Raw genomic sequence first — 14,713 nt, forward strand, 5'->3', positions numbered from 1 at the left:
GTTTAGGCAGATTGATTTCCGCTGCACAGAACGCTGCACAGGACGTTGCAGAGAACCCTGCTGCACAACGCTGCACAGAACGCTCACAGACAGAACGGTGAATAGCATGAAGCTTTCCAAGCGGGCCGGCGCCCTCCTGCTCGTGGCCGGTGCCGGTGTCCTCGCGGGCCAGGGTGCGGCCGCCGCGACGCCGATGACGCCGGGCCAGGTCGCCGCCGTCGAGAACGACCTGGCGACCAAGCAGGTGCCGTTCGAGATCCCGCTCGGGTCGGCGACCGACCCCCTCGGCCTGCTGCCGGAGGGCGGCAAGATCTCCGGTGGGGTGCCGACCTCGCTCGTCATGCCGCCGGTGCCGGACGCCAACGCGAGGCACCAGCTGATCCCGGACCACGTCGTGCCCGCCCTCAACGCCGGCCGGGTCGGCCCGGCCCTGCAGGCCGCCGTGCCGCTCCCCACCGCCGACCGCAGCACCAACCTCGGCGACCTGCGGCTGGACGCGCCGGGCGCCCCCCTGCACACCGCCGGGCCCGCCTTGGGCCTGGGACAGCCGGTCGCCATGATCGAGGGCAGCAGCGGTCACCCGGCGGACGGGGACGTCGCGTTCGGTGACATCGACCCCCGGCTGATCACCGGCCCGGTGCAGGCCATCCCGGGGGCCAAGGCCAGCCTCGGGGGCAACGACAAGCACCTCTCGGTCGACGACTCGCTGAAGAACCTGGCGGGCAGCACGACCGGTACCGTCTCCGAGGTCCTCGGCAGCGAAGGCTGACCCAGGCACCGCTGGGCAGCCCGGTACCCACCCACGGCGCCCACCTACCGGCAGAGCCCGGCACCGCCCCCCGAGGGAGGCAGCGCCGGGCTCTGCCGCACCCACCGGCCGGTGGGTGGGCCCGGTCAGCCGGGCAGTACGCCGAGCACCGGCCCGATGCCCGCCAGGTCCTTCACCCCGCCGCCGCCGCTCAGCGGGCCGGTCACGGCGGTCGTACTCACGTGCGGCACGCCGGAGTCCGGCTCCACCGAGAGGCCGTTGTTCAGCACATCCGCCGAGGACTGGGCGAACGGGTCGAGCCGGAGCGTCTTCAGCGGTGCCACGGCGTAGCCGAGCGCTCCGGTCGCGGCGCCGACATCGGTGTTCTGCAGGTGGGCCGACGGCTGGGGCAGCGAGGCGTCGGACGCGGTACGGGCGGCTTCGGTGGCGGAGGCGGCCGGGGCGGTGGCGCCCAGCAGCATCGTCGCGCCCAGCACGGCCAGCAGGCCGGCTCCGCTCGTCTTTCGGAGCATGGGAACTACCCTTCGCTTCAAGGTCGGAGGGATCGGTCGCCGGGCCCTGCCCGGCCGCCCTGCGCGTCCCGTCCGGCCGGTCCCGCCGGGTTCGCGAGGCCGGGCAGGCGTTTCGGCTGTGGGGTCGGGCATCGGGTTCGGCAGCGGGTTCGGCGGTGGGTTCGGCAGTGGGGGTGCGGGCAGGGGGTCGGACCGATGCGAACTGCCCCCCGGCCGACGGGCCGAGGGGCAGTTCGCACGAGGCAGGGTGCCGATCAGCGGGTGATCAGCAGTCGTCGTCGTGGTCGCCGGCGTCGATGTTGGCGCAGGAGTTGCCGAACGCCGGGTTGAGCAGGCCGATCACGTTGATGCTGTTGCCGCAGAGGTTGACCGGGACGTGGACCGGCACCTGGATGGCGTTGCCGGAGGCCACGCCGGGGGAGTTGGCGGCGACGCCCTCGGCCTCGGCGCTCGCGCTGGCGACACCGGCACCGGCCATCAGCAGGCTGGCGGCGGCGGCGGTGAGGACAGCGGCCTTCTTCACGTTCTGCATGGGGGTTGATCTCCTAGATCACACACGGGGAGGGTGCGGCGCACCCCACCGAGGGCGGGGTGCGCCGCAGGTACGGCAGAGTCAGCTTCCGCTGATTCAGCCGACGTTGGCGCAGGAGTTGCCGAACGCCGGGTTGAGCAGGCCGATCACGCTGACGGTGTTGCCGCAGACGTTGACCGGGATGTGAACCGGAACCTGGATCAGGTTGCCGGAGAGCACGCCGGGGGAGCCGGCCGCGACGCCCTCGGCCTCGGAGCTCGCGGCGGCGACGCCGGCGGAACCCAGCAGCAGACCGGCAGCGGCGATCGAGAGGACAGCGGTCTTCTTGAAGTTGCGCATTTTTCTTCCTCCGTTTTCTGCCCGACTTATCTCAGGTCGGGGGCCGGGCGAAGCAGAATCATCGCCCGATGGTTCATGGATGGGCCGTGATTGTCACTCACGCGGACCAATGCATGTGTGTCGCCGCTGGATTGGGCGTCACACGGCCGCTCTTTTCGTGCGCCCCGCGATCGATATCCCGCACGGCCGGGCAATCGTCGTACTCTGGCGCGTCCAGGAAAGACCTCCGAATGAACGCTGATTCGAAGCGGAGTCGTACTTTCCTGGGAGTCATGGCCGAGCCGGCCTGCTTATGCAGGCCCGTCGGAGATTCAGGCGTTGACGCAGGCGTTGCCGAACGCCGGGTTCAGCAGGCCGATCACGTCGATCGTGTTGCCGCAGACGTTGACCGGGATGTGCACGGGAACCTGGATCAGGTTGCCGGACAGCACGCCCGGGGAGCCGGCGGCGACGCCCTCGGCCGACGCGCCGTGGACGCCGTGGGCCGAGGCGGAGGCGGCGCCGCCGAGAAGCAGGGCCGCGGCTGCCGCGGAGCCGAACGCGCCGTAGGCGAGCTTGCGCATGATGCGGTCTCATTTCTTGCGTGCTTGAGGGGACTTGGCTTGAGGGGGCCTGAGTGAAGCTTGTTCCGCCAGCAAGAACGACGCAGCGCGCGGAGGGAAACGGGTGTCGTTGTTGATCACCCGAATGCCGCGACTGCTCCAAGTGGGTGAATGTGCAGACCAGGGCACAACTGGACGGTGCCGACGCCGTTGTGGATGACGCACGTCCGTGCGCTTCCTTGCTGAGCCTCTAGCGGCCGCGGCAACCGGAAGACCTGATGAACGAGGAGACTCATATGAGCATCAAGAAGGCCGCCGCTGTCGGTGTCGCCGTCGCTGGGATCGTCGCGGCCGGTGCGGGTTCCGCCATGGCGAGCTCCGAGGCCGAGGGCGTCGCCGCCGGCTCCCCGGGCGTCATCTCCGGCAACGCCATCCAGGTTCCCGTGCACATCCCGGTCAACGTGTGCGGCAACAGCGTCAACGTGATCGGCGCGCTGAACCCGGCCTTCGGCAACTCCTGCGCGAACGTCGGCTGACTCCCGGCGGGTCCTCCAGTCGATTCCGTGGTGCCGGGCCGCCGCCCTCGTCTCCCCTCCTGAGACGCGGGACGGCGGCCCTTCCGCGTACTGAGTCCCCGATCTTGAGCTTTCCAGAGCCTGAGTCGTCAGATCTTGAACTCCCGTTGTCACGACCCTTGTTGCGTTACTTGTCAGTACCTAGCATGTGAGCCGGGCTCATCTTTCTGCCTCATGCCCCCCACGCTCCTCCCCCACGCTCCGCAGCTCCGCGCCGCCCGGCGCATGCCGGGTGGCCCCCACCCCCCAAGGAGTCATGCGTGATCAGATCCCAACTCCCGGGCGCGCGCAGATACCGCCCGGGTGCCCTGCTCACCACGGTCGGGCTGATAGCCGCCATCGCCCTCTCCGGTGCGCCGAACGCCCTTGCAGCAGGCGGGACTTCGGCGGCGAGTACGGCCGCCAGGACCGCGAAGGCCGTTACCACCGACAAGCCCGCCGCGATCGTCTCCCTCGGGGACAGTGCGATCTCGGGCGAGGGTGCGGGCACGGACACCGCCGACGCCTACATGCCCGGCACCGACACCCCCACCAACTACTGCCACCGGCACACCAAGTCGGAGATCTTCGACACCGCGATCAGCGGGGTGACCCCGATCGACCTCGCCTGCTCCGGCGCGCAGACCGGCGACCTGGTCAGCGATCCCACGCTGGCGAAGGTCACCGGTGGCGGCAGTGGTGACTTCGGCGAACCCAAGCAGGACGTCCAACTCGCCCAGACCGCAGCCCAGTACAACGTCAAGATGGTCGTCGTCACGATCGGCGCCAACGACGACTTCGACTTCAGCGGCATCATGCTGAGCTGCCTCGCCCAGTACTTCCCGATCCCCAAGTCGCAGGGCTGCCGGGACACCATCGGCAGCGACGCCATCAGGCAGCGTGCGGTGCGGACCATCCCCAAGGTCGAGGCCGCGCTGACCGACGTCCGCAACACCATGCGAACGGCGGGCTACGCGGACTCCTCGTACCAGCTGGTCTTCCAGTCGTACTTCACGCCGATCACCCCCGACATCCGGCGCAACGACTACATCGGCAAGATCGCGGACGGTTGCCCGGCCTTCCCCGAGGACCTCGCCTGGGGCCACAACTGGGTCGTCCCCCAGCTCAGTGACGCGCTGCGGACGGCGGCCTCCCAGGTACCCGGCGTGCGGTACCTGGACGAGCGCCGGGTCAGCTACGGGCACGAGGTCTGCGCGGAGTGGACCAGCTCGCCGTACGAGTACACCAACGGCGATGTCATCGACACCTCGGAGAAGACCCGGAACGGCTGTGACTCGCAGATCAGCATCCCGGGCGTCTGCATGAACATGATCCGGCAGTCGTACCACCTGCGGGTGGCCGGCTACCAGGGCGAGGGCAACTGCCTGACCCAGTTCTACCAGCAGCCCGACCGGCAGCAGGCGTTCTGCACGCTCAACCAGCAGGACGGCACCTCGATCGAACCACTGACGCCAGGTCAGCCCTTCCCGGACAAGCCCGAGGACGGCGCCTGGTACCAGCTCACCAACGCCGCCAACGGCCAGGCACTCGACCTCTCGGGCGGTGGCACGTACGGCGACAGCACCAACGGCCGTAGCGCCATCACCTACCCGGCCACCGGCGGACTCAACCAGTCCTTCGTCCTGGAGGCCAGGACCGGCGGCAGCTACGAGCTCGACTTCAGCGGCAACCGGAACATGTGCGTCGACGCCACCGGCGCCTCGACCGCACCCGGCACCGGCCTGGAGCAGTGGGGCTGCAACGGCGGCGGCAACCAGCACTGGGTCTTCGAGGCGGCCGGCAACGGCACCTACAAGCTGGCCGACTCCCAGGACCTGACCAAGGTCGCGACGGCGTCCGGCCAACTGGACGCCCAGGGCAACCCGCTGGTCCAGCTCGCCACCGACACCGGCGCGGCCGACCAGCTCTGGCAGCTGACCAAGCTCGGCATCGTCTACCTGCACAGCTAGCGACTCGGCAGGCCGCAGCGACAACAGGGGCGCGGGGAACTGCGCGAAACCGGAAGACAACGACCCGCACCTTCCGCACCGCGCAGTCCCTCGCGCCTACCCGGCCGTACAGCCGATCCGCTCCGCGAGCTCCGGCCGCAGTACGTACGGCTGCTCCACCGGCAGCGCCGCCGCGTCCCGCTCGCGGCGGACGTGCTCGGCGAGGGCGGTCACGTCCTCGATGCCGGTGATCCACTCGTCGAGGTAACGCCGCACCGCCTCACCACGCAGTCCCACCTGCAGCGACCGCCGGGGCAACGGCTGCAGCGCGAGGTTCCGCTCCGGATCCCACTGGATCCGGACGGGACGCTCGCGGACCTCCTGCCGCCAGTGCTCACGCGAGCGGTGCTGCTGCGCGTCGTAGGAGCTCAACGCGGAGTTGGCCAGCGCCCATTCGAAGCCGTCGCGGCGGATGGTGACCGCCAGCACCCGCTCCTGCCCGGCACTGCGGGACCAGTCGCTGCGGTGCATCATCCACAGGAACGACGGCTTGATCCACGTCATCCGCTCCCGCTTGAACGCCTCCGGGAACCGCCCGGTAGCGGCCGCCGGTTCGGCGATGTGCGGGGAGAAGGCCTGATAGACCGTGATCGTGGTGGCCGTGTGAGCAGCCCGGATCTGCCGGGCGGGAAAAGGCATGCCCTGATCCTGCCTCACCCGGCCCGGCCGTCCCCACCTGCTTTTCCAACCCGTTCGCCGGAGGCCGGTCCCCGTAGTCCGGAACTGCCTGAGGACCAGGTCGCTGGATGGTTCCAGGACCTGGTCCTTGGGCGGTGCGGGTGGGCGTTCAGCAGATCCAGGGGCCGGTCTGTGCCAGGCCGGCGGCCTGCCTGGGGAAACGAAGTGGCGGTCGGCCCCAGCGTTAGTGGGGCCGACCGCCTTCGCCATCAGTCCAGACGGCGGCTGCCGGGCCAGGACCCAAAGTCCGAAGGACTCCAGCAGCCCGAAACCCCGGCCAGACAGCAGCTGACCATCCCTCAGGGCCGAACCGGCCCCCGGCTCAGGGCCAGACCAGGCAGTACAGCTGGTGCCCCGCGTCGTGCAGGCGGTTCGCGAAGTCCTGCCACTCGTGGAGCATGGTGTAGATCACGAAGGCGTCGCGCGGGCCTCGGCGGTCGGGAACGGTGGACCAGATGAAGGCGGCGGCGCCGAGTTCGGTCTCGTCGGCCTTGCGGAGGGGTTCGACGACGGTGTGGGGGAGCTGGACGACGGCGTAGTCGGGGTGCAGGACGACCAGTTCCAGGGGTGGGACCTGGTGCAGCGGGACGCCTTTTATGCCCGTGAGGACCATGGCGCTCATGGTCTCGGGTTTGATCTTGGTGGAGAGATGGCCGGTGGGGGAGCCGCTGGTCTCCATCAGGTCGCCGAGGCGGCCCAGGGCGCCCAGTTCGCCGGCTTCCAGGCCGAGGCCGCCCGGGCCCAGGGCGGTGGGCACTCTGGCGGCGGTGGCTCGGTCGGGCGCGCCGAAGTACTTGTAGGTGACCCCCACTCGACCTTCACCCCGCTTTCCCCTGCCCGCACCCGTTCCCCCGCCCGCAGCCCGAGCGGGCCGCCGGGAAGTACCCGCGGTCTCCTCGAAGCCGTCCTGCGCCTCGGACACTCGGACCATCCTCACCGGAATTCGCCGGAATCGACAGACCCCCGCACGCTCGGTGTCCCCGAACGTGCCCTTTACCCGCCTTGTGCCGCCGTAACACAGTCCAACACAGTTCCGGTCGGCACAGTCCGGCCGCACGGCTCTGCTGCCCGCAGTCCGACCGGTCCGTCAAGCAGATGTATCGACGTTACAGACCGTACAGCCTGCTGGGCCTTCGAGCTGCTCACCTTGTCGGGACATCGACAGAATAGGCAGCCGGAGATAGCCCGGTCAGCACTGGACAGCACTGGACAGCGCCGGGCAGTACTGGGCAGCACTGCGACGCCGCCATGACGGCACACGGATCATCGTTCCAGATGATCGGGCCCGACATGCGTAGGCCAAGGACACGATTTGAGACCATGTCCGGGTGACCAACCCGATGACGAACCCGAAGAGCTACCCGTACGAGGCTCCCCAGTCCCAGTCGCTGTTCGACCGAGCCTCGGTCGTGACCCCCGGCGGCGTGAACTCCCCGGTGCGTGCCTTCCGCGCGGTCGGCGGCACCCCGCGCTTCATGGTGTCCGGTACCGGCCCCTACCTGACCGACGCCGACGGCCGGGAGTACGTCGACCTGGTGTGCTCGTGGGGTCCGATGATCCTCGGGCACGCGCACCCGGCGGTGATCGACGCCGTCCAGCAGGCGGTGACCCGAGGCACCTCCTTCGGCACGCCCGGCCAGGGCGAGGTGGAGCTCGGCGAGGAGATCGTCGCCCGGATCGCCCCGGTCGAGCAGGTCCGTCTGGTGTCGAGCGGCACCGAGGCGACGATGTCCGCGATCCGGCTGGCCCGTGGCTTCACCGGCCGCGCGAAGATCGTCAAGTTCGCCGGCTGCTACCACGGGCACGTGGACGCGCTGCTGGCCGCCGCCGGCTCCGGCGTCGCCACCTTCGGCCTGCCCGACACGCCCGGCGTGACGGGCGCGCAGGCGGGCGACACGATCGTGCTCCCGTACAACGACCTCGAGGCCGTCCGGCAGGCGTTCGCCAAGCACGCGGGCGAGATCGCTTGTGTGATCACCGAGGCCTCGCCCGGCAACATGGGTGTCGTCCCGCCGCTCCCCGGCTTCAACAAGGGGCTCGCCGAGCTCTGCCAGGCCAACGGCGCGCTGTTCATCTCCGACGAGGTGATGACCGGCTTCCGCGTCTCCAAGGCCGGCTGGTACGGCCTGGAGGCCGCGCACGAGGGCTGGGCGCCCGACCTGCTCACCTTCGGCAAGGTGATGGGTGGCGGCTTCCCCGCCGCCGCGTTCGGCGGCCGCGCCGACGTGATGGGCCACCTCGCCCCGGCCGGTCCGGTCTACCAGGCGGGCACCCTCTCCGGTAACCCGATCGCCACCGCCGCCGGCCTCGCCCAGCTGCGGAACTGCACCGACGAGGTCTACGCGACCGTGGACCGGGTGTCGGCCGAGATCTCCGGCCTGGTGAGCGACGCGCTGACCAAGGAGGGCGTGGCCCACCGCCTGCAGACGGCGGGCAACATGTTCTCGGTCTTCTTCACCGACCAGCAGGTCACCAACTACGACGAGGCCCGGACCCAGCAGGCGTACCGCTTCAACGGCTTCTTCCACAGCATGCTGTCCCAGGGCGTCTACCTGCCGCCGTCCGCCTTCGAGTCCTGGTTCGTCTCGGCGTCCCACGACGAGCGGGCGATCGAGCGGATCGCCGTGGCACTGCCTGCGGCAGCCCGCGCGGCAGCGGCAGCCCAGCCCGCGTGACGCGAGCGACGAAGCGAGAGGAACAGAGGAGCGAAGTGAGCGCCAAGGACACCACCGTCGTCCACCTGATGCGGCACGGCGAGGTGCACAACCCGGAGGGCATCCTCTACGGACGGCTCCCGGGCTACCGCCTCTCCGAGCTCGGCCGGCAGATGGCCGACCGGGTCGCCGAGCACCTGGCCGACCGCGACATCACGTACGTGGTCGCGTCGCCGCTCGAACGGGCGCAGGAGACGGCCGCGCCGATCGGGAAGACGCACGGGCTGGAGGTGGCCGTCGACGAGGGACTGATCGAGGCGGACAACATCTTCCAGGGCAAGACCTTCGGGGTCGGCGACGGTTCGCTGCGCAACCCGTCGTACTGGAAGTACCTGACCAACCCGTTCAAGCCCTCCTGGGGCGAGCCGTACATCGACCAGGTGGTCCGGATGATGGGCGCGCTGGCCAAGGCCCGGGACGCCGCGCGGGGCCACGAGGCGGTCTGCGTCAGCCACCAGCTGCCGATCTGGACGGTCCGCTCGTTCGCCGAGCGCCGCCGGCTCTGGCACGACCCGCGCAACCGCCAGTGCTCGCTGGCCTCGCTGACCAGCTTCACGTACGAGGGCGACCGGATCGTCTCGATCGGCTACAGCGAGCCCGCCCGCGACCTGCTGCCGGCGCACCTGGTCGGCAAGGGCAAGAAGGGCGACAAGCCGGTGGGCAAGAGCTTCGGCGCCTGAGTCGCAGCTCTGTGGCCGCCCCGGCAGGCCCGGCCGGAGCCGTATTCCGGGCATGCCCGGAATAAGTGGATCATAAGTATAAGAACCGCAGGTCAGGTGGGGTCCGGCAGTCAATGCCGGACCCCCCTGAAGCCGTCCGAAGTCCCATGCGAAACTTTTCACATGTCTGGGACGACCCGCCGCCGTATCCGCCTCGCCGCCGTGCTCACCGCAGCCGCCACGCTGGCTCTCGCCGGCTGCTCCGCAAGCTCCTCCAACAGTGGCGGCCAGACCGGCTTCGTCACGGGTGACGGCGGGCTGGACACCGCCGCAGTGGGCCACCGCGAGGACGCGCCCGCCATCTCCGGTCTCACGCTGGACGGTGGCAAGGCCGCGCTCGCGGACTACAAGGGCAAGGTCGTGGTCCTCAACATCTGGGGCTCCTGGTGCGGCCCGTGCCGCGCCGAGGCCAAGGGCCTGCAGGCGGTCTCGGAGAAGTACAAGGGCCAGGACGTCCAGTTCCTGGGGATCAACACCCGTGACAGCACCCCGGCCAACGCGCTGGCCTTCGAGCAGAACTTCGGGATCACCTACCCGAGCCTGTACGACCCGGACGGCACCCAGATCCTCAAGTTCCCCAAGGGCAGCCTCAACCCGCAGAGCATCCCGACCACCATCGTGGTCGACCGCGAGGGCAAGCTCGCCGCCCGCTCGATGCGGGGGCTGTCGGCGGACGACCTGGAGAGCCTGCTGAAGCCGATCCTGGCCGAGAAGTCCCAGTGAGTGCGGCCCTGCTGGCCGACGGCGGTCAGACGGTTGCGAACGGCGCAATCCTGCTGGCCGTTCCGATCGCCCTGGCGGCCGGGCTGGTGTCGTTCTTCTCCCCGTGCGTGCTGCCGCTCGTCCCCGGCTACCTCTCGTACGTCACCGGCTTCTCCGCCGCCGACCTCGCCGACGCCAAGGGCGCCAGGCGCGGGCGGATGCTGCTCGGCTCGGTGCTGTTCATCCTCGGCTTCACCGCCGTCTTCGTCTCCGGCGGCGCGCTGTTCGGCTACTTCGGGCAGACGCTGCTCCAGTACCGGCACACCATCAACATCGTGATGGGCGCGGTGACCGTGCTGATGGGCCTGGCCTTCATGGGTCTGCTGCCCGGCTTCACGATGCGGGAGGTGCGTACGCACCGGCGCCCGGCCGTCGGGCTGGCGGGAGCGCCCCTGCTGGGGATCGTCTTCGGGCTCGGCTGGACGCCCTGTCTGGGGCCGACCTTCTCCACGATCAACTCGCTGGCCATGAACCAGGCCGATCCCGGGCGTGGCGCGTTTCTCACTGCCGTCTACTGCCTCGGCCTCGGCGTACCGTTCGTCGTGGCCGCGCTCGCCTTCCGCCGGGCGCTCAGCGCGTTCGGCTGGATCAAGCGGCACTACCAACTGGTGATGCGGCTCGGCGGCGGCATGCTCATCGTGGTCGGCCTGCTACTGGCTACCGGAACCTGGGACTCGCTGGTGCAACAGTTGCAGTCCACCACCGCCGACTTCTCGATCGGAATCTGACCGTGAGCGACACCACAACCCGTCAGCCGGACGACGACGAGCTGACGGCGGAGCGTCTCACCAGTGCCCCGCTCGAGCAGGACAACCCGTCAGGCATAGGGGTCATCGGCTGGCTGCGCTGGACGTGGCGTCAGCTGACGTCCATGCGGGTCGCGCTGATCCTGCTGTTCATGCTCTCGCTGGCGGCCATCCCGGGCTCGCTGATCCCGCAGAACAGCCAGAACGCCTTCAAGGTGGCGAACTGGAAGCTGGCCCACACCACGGTCGCGCCGATCTACCAGAAGCTCCAGCTGTTCGACGTCTACAGCTCGGTCTGGTTCTCGGCGATCTACCTGCTGCTCTTCATCTCGCTCGCGGGCTGCATCATCCCGCGTACCTGGCAGTTCGTCGGCGTGTTGCGCGCGCAGCCCCCGGCCGCGCCGGCCAACCTGACCCGGATGCCGGTGTACGCGGCCTGGCACACCGAGGCGGGTGCCAAGGCGGTGAACGCCGCCGCGTACCAGCGCCTCAAGCGCCGGGGCTTCCGGGCGAACCTCGCCGGTGGCTCGGTCGCCTCCGAGAAGGGGTACCTGCGCGAGGTCGGCAACCTGCTCTTCCACCTGTCGCTGTTCGCGCTGCTGGCCGGCTTCGGCTGGGCGAGCCTGGCCAGCGGGCAGGGCGGCAAGCTGGTGATCGAGGGCCAGGGCTACTCGAACACCATGACGCAGCTGGACGACTTCACCGGCTCGGCCCTCTACGGGCCGGAGGACCTGGACCCGTTCGGCTTCAAGCTGGACAACTTCACCTCCAGCTACCAGACCACCGGTGACCATGTCGGCGAAGCCCGCGAGTTCACGGCGCACATCCGGTACTGGACGGGCGAGGACAGCACCAAGCTGACCAAGGGCGACATCCAGGTCAACCAGCCGCTGGAGATCGGCGGCAGCAAGGTCTTCCTGATCGGCCACGGGTACGCGCCGGTGGTCACCGTCAGGAACGCCAAGGGCGAGCAGGTCTACTCGGGCCCGACCGCCTTCCTGCCGCAGGACAGCAACCTCACCTCGACGGGTGTCATCAAGGTCAGCGACTACGGGGAGAAGGACGGAAAGAAGACCCAGCTGGGTTTCACCGGCTTCTTCCTGCCGACCGCCGCGCCCGACTTCACCAAGACCGGCCCGGTCTCGCTCTTCCCCGGCGCGGCCGACCCGAAGCTGGTGCTCAACGCCTTCGCGGGTGACCTGGGCACCGACTCCGGGCTGCCGCAGAACGTGTACCAGCTGGACACCAAGCACATGACCCAGCTGCAGCAGGACGGCCAGATCGCCAAGGTCCTGCTGAAGCCGGGCCAGGGCTGGACACTGCCGAACGGCTACGGCACCGTCACCTTCGACGGTGTGCAGCAGTGGGCCAGCTTCAACGTCTCGCACCGCCCGGGCAACGCGGTCGCGCTGACCGGTGCGATCTGCGCCATCCTCGGCCTGGTCGGCTCGCTGAACGTCAGGCGCCGCCGGATCTGGGTCCGGGCCACCGAGGCCCCGGACGGCCGGACGCTGGTCGAGGTCGCCGGGCTGGCCCGCAGCGAGTCCGCGAAGATCGCCGAGGAACTCGCCGAGCTGGCGGTCGACCTGCAGGACGACGCCCCGGCGGTCGACGAGGACCCGTCGACCGCTCCAGAAGACACTGTCCCCGCTGACCTGAACTCCAAGGAGTAGACGGTGCCAAACGTCTCCGGGGTCGACCTACAGCTGGCCGACCTCTCCAACAAGTTGATCTACGCGGCGATGGCCGTGTACCTGCTCGCGATGTTCTCGCACATCTTCGAGTGGACGTTCGGCAGCAAGGGTGCCGTCGCCGTCCGCTCGGCCGAGCAGGCGACCCTCGCCGAGACCGTGGCCGCGAGCGGGCCCGCCAAGGCGGTCAAGAAGGTCACCGTCACCGTGGCCTCGGCCGGCGGCGGTACCACCACGCTGACCCGGACCGCGCTCGCGGACGCCGGTGCCACCGTGGTCACCAGCGGCCGTGGCGACAACGACGACGTGGACGGCCCGGGCGCGGCCGGCACCAGCGAGAAGGGTGACCTGGCCGGGCGGATCGCGATCTCGCTCACCGTCCTCGCCGCCCTGCTGCACATCGGCGGCGTGGTCGCGCGTGGCCTCTCGGTGTCCCGCTGGCCGTGGGGCAACATGTACGAGTTCTCCTGCGCCTTCGCGCTGACCACGGTGCTCGCGTACCTGGGCCTGCTGGTCGCCAAGAAGAACGTCCGCTGGCTCGGCCTGCCGGTCACGGTCGCCGTGGTGCTGACGCTCGGCCTCGCGGTCAGCGTGCTGTACACCGAGTCCGAGCAGCTCGTCCCGGCCCTGCACTCGTACTGGCTGGCCATCCACGTGTCGGCCGCGATCATCTGTGGTGGCGCCTTCTACGCGGGCTTCGCGGCCACCGCGCTCTACCTGGGCAAGGACTCGTACGACCGGCGGATGGCCGCCGGTCTGACCACCGGCCCGTTCGGCACCTCCGCCTCGATCTGGCAGCGGCTCCCCGCCGCCGCCACACTCGACAAGCTCTCGTACCGGATCAACGCGCTGGTCTTCCCGCTCTGGACCTTCACCATCATCGCGGGCGCGATCTGGGCCGAGGCCGCCTGGGGCAAGTACTGGGAGTGGGATCCGAAGGAGACCTGGTCGTTCATCACCTGGGTCATCTACGCCTGCTACCTGCACGCCCGCGCCACGGCCGGCTGGAAGGGCCGCAAGGCCGCCTACCTGGCGCTGCTGGCCTTCGCCTGCTTCCTGTTCAACTACTACGGCGTGAACATCTTCGTGACGGGTAAGCACTCGTACGCGGGCGTCGGCTGACAGTCCCACAGACGGCGGGCCCACCGACCGAGTCCGGTCGGCGGGCCCGCCGTCAGAGGTTTAGTGCGTACAGGCACCGACTGATACGTTTCAAGATCTGTCCGAGAGATCCGTCTTAGAGATCTGTCCGAGATCCGCCCGGGTCCGGGCCGGGATCTGTTCGAGAAGCCGCGAGGAGGGCCGCGCCATGGAGTGCGACGAGGTCATGCTGACCGTCCGAATCACCGCCGCCGAGAGAGCGCTGCTCCGCCGGTTGGCACAGGGGCACCGGAGCGACGTGTCGGAGGTGGTCGCGGACGGCCTGCTGGACGTCCTGCCGACCCTGCAGAGTACGGCGGACGCCTATCGGCTGCTCGCCGCCCTGACCCCACCCGCACCGTGCGCCCAGACGGTCTGGCTCCCGGGGGCGTTGACGGACCTGCTGGTGCTCGCGGCGGCCCGGGTCGCCCAGGCCACCGGCGTCCGGCTCGGGTCGGCCAGCGCGATCCTCGGCGCGGCCGTCCGCCTCTGGCTCAGTCAGGACCCGGGACGGCTCGCGGCCAACCTCCAGGTGATGCACGAGGGGCGCAACGCCGCGTTGGCAGTGGCCTGAAGCTTCGCGAACAGGCCGGACATCAGCCCGAGTCAGGCTGCCTGCTGCCAGCTGACGGGGGAGTAGTAGGCCGGGCGGCGCTCCAGGCGCGACCAGCGGGCGATCGGCTCGACCACGGGGGCGGCCGCCGCGAGCCGCGCGGAGGCGGCGCGTGCCATCAGCACGGCGGTGAGGGCGGCGAGTTCCTCGTCGTTCAGCGAGCCGCGGACGATGCGTACCAGTGACTCGGCAGATGCGCTCATGGTGTGGATTTCTCCCCCGGTGAGAAGACTGGATGTCTGAGAAGTCTGGGTTTGAGAAGCCTGGGTGGCCCTGATCGGTGGGAAGCGTTGCCGCTCGGCTACATCGGCGGGTTGCCGTGCTTGCGGCTCGGCAGGTCGGCGTGCTTGGTGCGGAGCATCGCGAGCGAGGAGGCGAGGACCGCGCGGGTCT

General features: G+C 69.7%; 17 protein-coding genes. 10 read left to right on the forward strand and 7 right to left on the reverse strand.

The window, feature by feature from the left end; all coding sequences use genetic code 11:
* Window positions 1–106 precede the first annotated feature (106 nt).
* Window positions 107–769, forward strand: coding sequence for a hypothetical protein (locus tag P3T29_RS12050; RefSeq protein WP_280716349.1), 663 nt, complete (start codon window positions 107–109; stop codon window positions 767–769).
* Between the two features lie 125 nt (window positions 770–894).
* Here P3T29_RS12050 and P3T29_RS12055 read toward each other — a convergent pair whose 3' ends face one another.
* The 4 genes from P3T29_RS12055 to P3T29_RS12070 form a co-directional block, all read right to left on the reverse strand.
* Window positions 895–1,281, reverse strand: a complete 387-nt coding sequence (locus tag P3T29_RS12055; protein ID WP_280716350.1) for a hypothetical protein — start codon at window positions 1,279–1,281, stop codon at window positions 895–897.
* A gap of 265 nt (window positions 1,282–1,546) precedes the next feature.
* On the reverse strand, window positions 1,547–1,813 hold the full coding sequence (locus P3T29_RS12060) for a chaplin (protein ID WP_280716351.1): 267 nt from the start codon (window positions 1,811–1,813) through the stop codon (window positions 1,547–1,549).
* Window positions 1,814–1,909: 96 nt separating this feature from the next.
* A complete protein-coding gene (locus P3T29_RS12065) occupies window positions 1,910–2,152 on the reverse strand; it encodes a chaplin (protein WP_280716352.1) in 243 nt (80 codons plus the stop codon).
* Between the two features lie 311 nt (window positions 2,153–2,463).
* Entirely contained in the window at window positions 2,464–2,715 is a 252-nt protein-coding gene (locus P3T29_RS12070; protein WP_280716353.1) for a chaplin, read from the reverse strand.
* Window positions 2,716–2,990: 275 nt separating this feature from the next.
* Between P3T29_RS12070 and P3T29_RS12075 the strand changes: the two genes are divergently transcribed.
* Both P3T29_RS12075 and P3T29_RS12080 read left to right on the forward strand, forming a co-directional pair.
* A complete protein-coding gene (locus tag P3T29_RS12075; RefSeq protein ID WP_280716354.1) occupies window positions 2,991–3,230 on the forward strand; it encodes a chaplin in 240 nt (79 codons plus the stop codon).
* A gap of 299 nt (window positions 3,231–3,529) precedes the next feature.
* A complete protein-coding gene (locus P3T29_RS12080) occupies window positions 3,530–5,218 on the forward strand; it encodes an RICIN domain-containing protein (protein WP_280716355.1) in 1,689 nt (562 codons plus the stop codon).
* Between the two features lie 96 nt (window positions 5,219–5,314).
* Here P3T29_RS12080 and P3T29_RS12085 read toward each other — a convergent pair whose 3' ends face one another.
* Both P3T29_RS12085 and P3T29_RS12090 read right to left on the reverse strand, forming a co-directional pair.
* Window positions 5,315–5,896 carry a DUF4291 domain-containing protein gene (locus P3T29_RS12085; RefSeq protein ID WP_280716356.1) on the reverse strand — a complete coding sequence of 194 codons (582 nt, stop codon included), beginning with the start codon at window positions 5,894–5,896 and terminating at the stop codon, window positions 5,315–5,317.
* A gap of 361 nt (window positions 5,897–6,257) precedes the next feature.
* Window positions 6,258–6,746, reverse strand: a complete 489-nt coding sequence (locus P3T29_RS12090; protein ID WP_280716357.1) for a hypothetical protein — start codon at window positions 6,744–6,746, stop codon at window positions 6,258–6,260.
* Between the two features lie 529 nt (window positions 6,747–7,275).
* On the opposite strand from P3T29_RS12090, the gene hemL reads away from it, so the two are divergent.
* The 7 genes from hemL to P3T29_RS12125 all read left to right on the forward strand — a co-directional run bounded on the left by hemL (window position 7,276) and on the right by P3T29_RS12125 (window position 14,281).
* Window positions 7,276–8,610, forward strand: a complete 1,335-nt coding sequence (hemL, locus tag P3T29_RS12095; protein ID WP_280716372.1) for a glutamate-1-semialdehyde 2,1-aminomutase — start codon at window positions 7,276–7,278, stop codon at window positions 8,608–8,610.
* Between the two features lie 68 nt (window positions 8,611–8,678).
* Window positions 8,679–9,329 (forward strand): histidine phosphatase family protein, encoded by a 651-nt coding sequence (locus tag P3T29_RS12100; RefSeq protein WP_280716373.1) that lies wholly within the window; start codon window positions 8,679–8,681, stop codon window positions 9,327–9,329.
* A gap of 162 nt (window positions 9,330–9,491) precedes the next feature.
* Window positions 9,492–10,091, forward strand: coding sequence for a TlpA disulfide reductase family protein (locus P3T29_RS12105; RefSeq protein ID WP_280716358.1), 600 nt, complete (start codon window positions 9,492–9,494; stop codon window positions 10,089–10,091).
* Window positions 10,088–10,858 (forward strand): cytochrome c biogenesis protein CcdA, encoded by a 771-nt coding sequence (locus tag P3T29_RS12110; protein ID WP_280716359.1) that lies wholly within the window; start codon window positions 10,088–10,090, stop codon window positions 10,856–10,858. The genes P3T29_RS12105 and P3T29_RS12110 overlap by 4 nt, the downstream gene beginning before the upstream one ends.
* Window positions 10,859–10,860: 2 nt before the next feature.
* Window positions 10,861–12,549 carry a cytochrome c biogenesis protein ResB gene (locus P3T29_RS12115; RefSeq protein WP_280716360.1) on the forward strand — a complete coding sequence of 563 codons (1,689 nt, stop codon included), beginning with the start codon at window positions 10,861–10,863 and terminating at the stop codon, window positions 12,547–12,549.
* Window positions 12,550–12,552: 3 nt separating this feature from the next.
* Window positions 12,553–13,689 carry a c-type cytochrome biogenesis protein CcsB gene (gene ccsB, locus P3T29_RS12120; RefSeq protein ID WP_280716361.1) on the forward strand — a complete coding sequence of 379 codons (1,137 nt, stop codon included), beginning with the start codon at window positions 12,553–12,555 and terminating at the stop codon, window positions 13,687–13,689.
* A 187-nt stretch (window positions 13,690–13,876) separates the two neighbouring features.
* The gene (locus P3T29_RS12125) at window positions 13,877–14,281 is read left to right on the forward strand and encodes a hypothetical protein (protein ID WP_280716362.1); all 405 of its coding nucleotides are present in this window, start codon (window positions 13,877–13,879) and stop codon (window positions 14,279–14,281) included.
* 32 nt (window positions 14,282–14,313) lie between these two features.
* Here P3T29_RS12125 and P3T29_RS12130 read toward each other — a convergent pair whose 3' ends face one another.
* Complete coding sequence (locus P3T29_RS12130) at window positions 14,314–14,523, reverse strand: acyl-CoA carboxylase subunit epsilon (protein ID WP_280716363.1); 210 nt, start codon at window positions 14,521–14,523, stop codon at window positions 14,314–14,316.
* Between the last annotated feature and the right edge of the window lie 190 nt (window positions 14,524–14,713).

Origin of the sequence: Kitasatospora sp. MAP5-34, assembly GCF_029894335.1 — a bacterium.
GTDB lineage: Bacteria > Actinomycetota > Actinomycetes > Streptomycetales > Streptomycetaceae > Kitasatospora.

Excerpts from the sequence above, each read along its gene's own strand:
- P3T29_RS12050 (WP_280716349.1), top strand. The coding sequence starts at position 107 with ATGAAGCTTTCCAAGCGGGCCGGCGCCCTCCTGCTCGTGGCCGGTGCC.
- P3T29_RS12055 (WP_280716350.1), bottom strand. The coding sequence starts at position 1,281 with ATGCTCCGAAAGACGAGCGGAGCCGGCCTGCTGGCCGTGCTGGGCGCG.
- P3T29_RS12060 (WP_280716351.1), bottom strand. The coding sequence starts at position 1,813 with ATGCAGAACGTGAAGAAGGCCGCTGTCCTCACCGCCGCCGCCGCCAGC.
- P3T29_RS12065 (WP_280716352.1), bottom strand. The coding sequence starts at position 2,152 with ATGCGCAACTTCAAGAAGACCGCTGTCCTCTCGATCGCCGCTGCCGGT.
- P3T29_RS12070 (WP_280716353.1), bottom strand. The coding sequence starts at position 2,715 with ATGCGCAAGCTCGCCTACGGCGCGTTCGGCTCCGCGGCAGCCGCGGCC.
- P3T29_RS12075 (WP_280716354.1), top strand. The coding sequence starts at position 2,991 with ATGAGCATCAAGAAGGCCGCCGCTGTCGGTGTCGCCGTCGCTGGGATC.
- P3T29_RS12085 (WP_280716356.1), bottom strand. The coding sequence starts at position 5,896 with ATGCCTTTTCCCGCCCGGCAGATCCGGGCTGCTCACACGGCCACCACG.
- hemL (WP_280716372.1), top strand. The coding sequence starts at position 7,276 with ATGACGAACCCGAAGAGCTACCCGTACGAGGCTCCCCAGTCCCAGTCG.
- P3T29_RS12100 (WP_280716373.1), top strand. The coding sequence starts at position 8,679 with ATGCGGCACGGCGAGGTGCACAACCCGGAGGGCATCCTCTACGGACGG.
- P3T29_RS12105 (WP_280716358.1), top strand. The coding sequence starts at position 9,492 with ATGTCTGGGACGACCCGCCGCCGTATCCGCCTCGCCGCCGTGCTCACC.
- P3T29_RS12125 (WP_280716362.1), top strand. The coding sequence starts at position 13,877 with ATGGAGTGCGACGAGGTCATGCTGACCGTCCGAATCACCGCCGCCGAG.
- P3T29_RS12130 (WP_280716363.1), bottom strand. The coding sequence starts at position 14,523 with ATGAGCGCATCTGCCGAGTCACTGGTACGCATCGTCCGCGGCTCGCTG.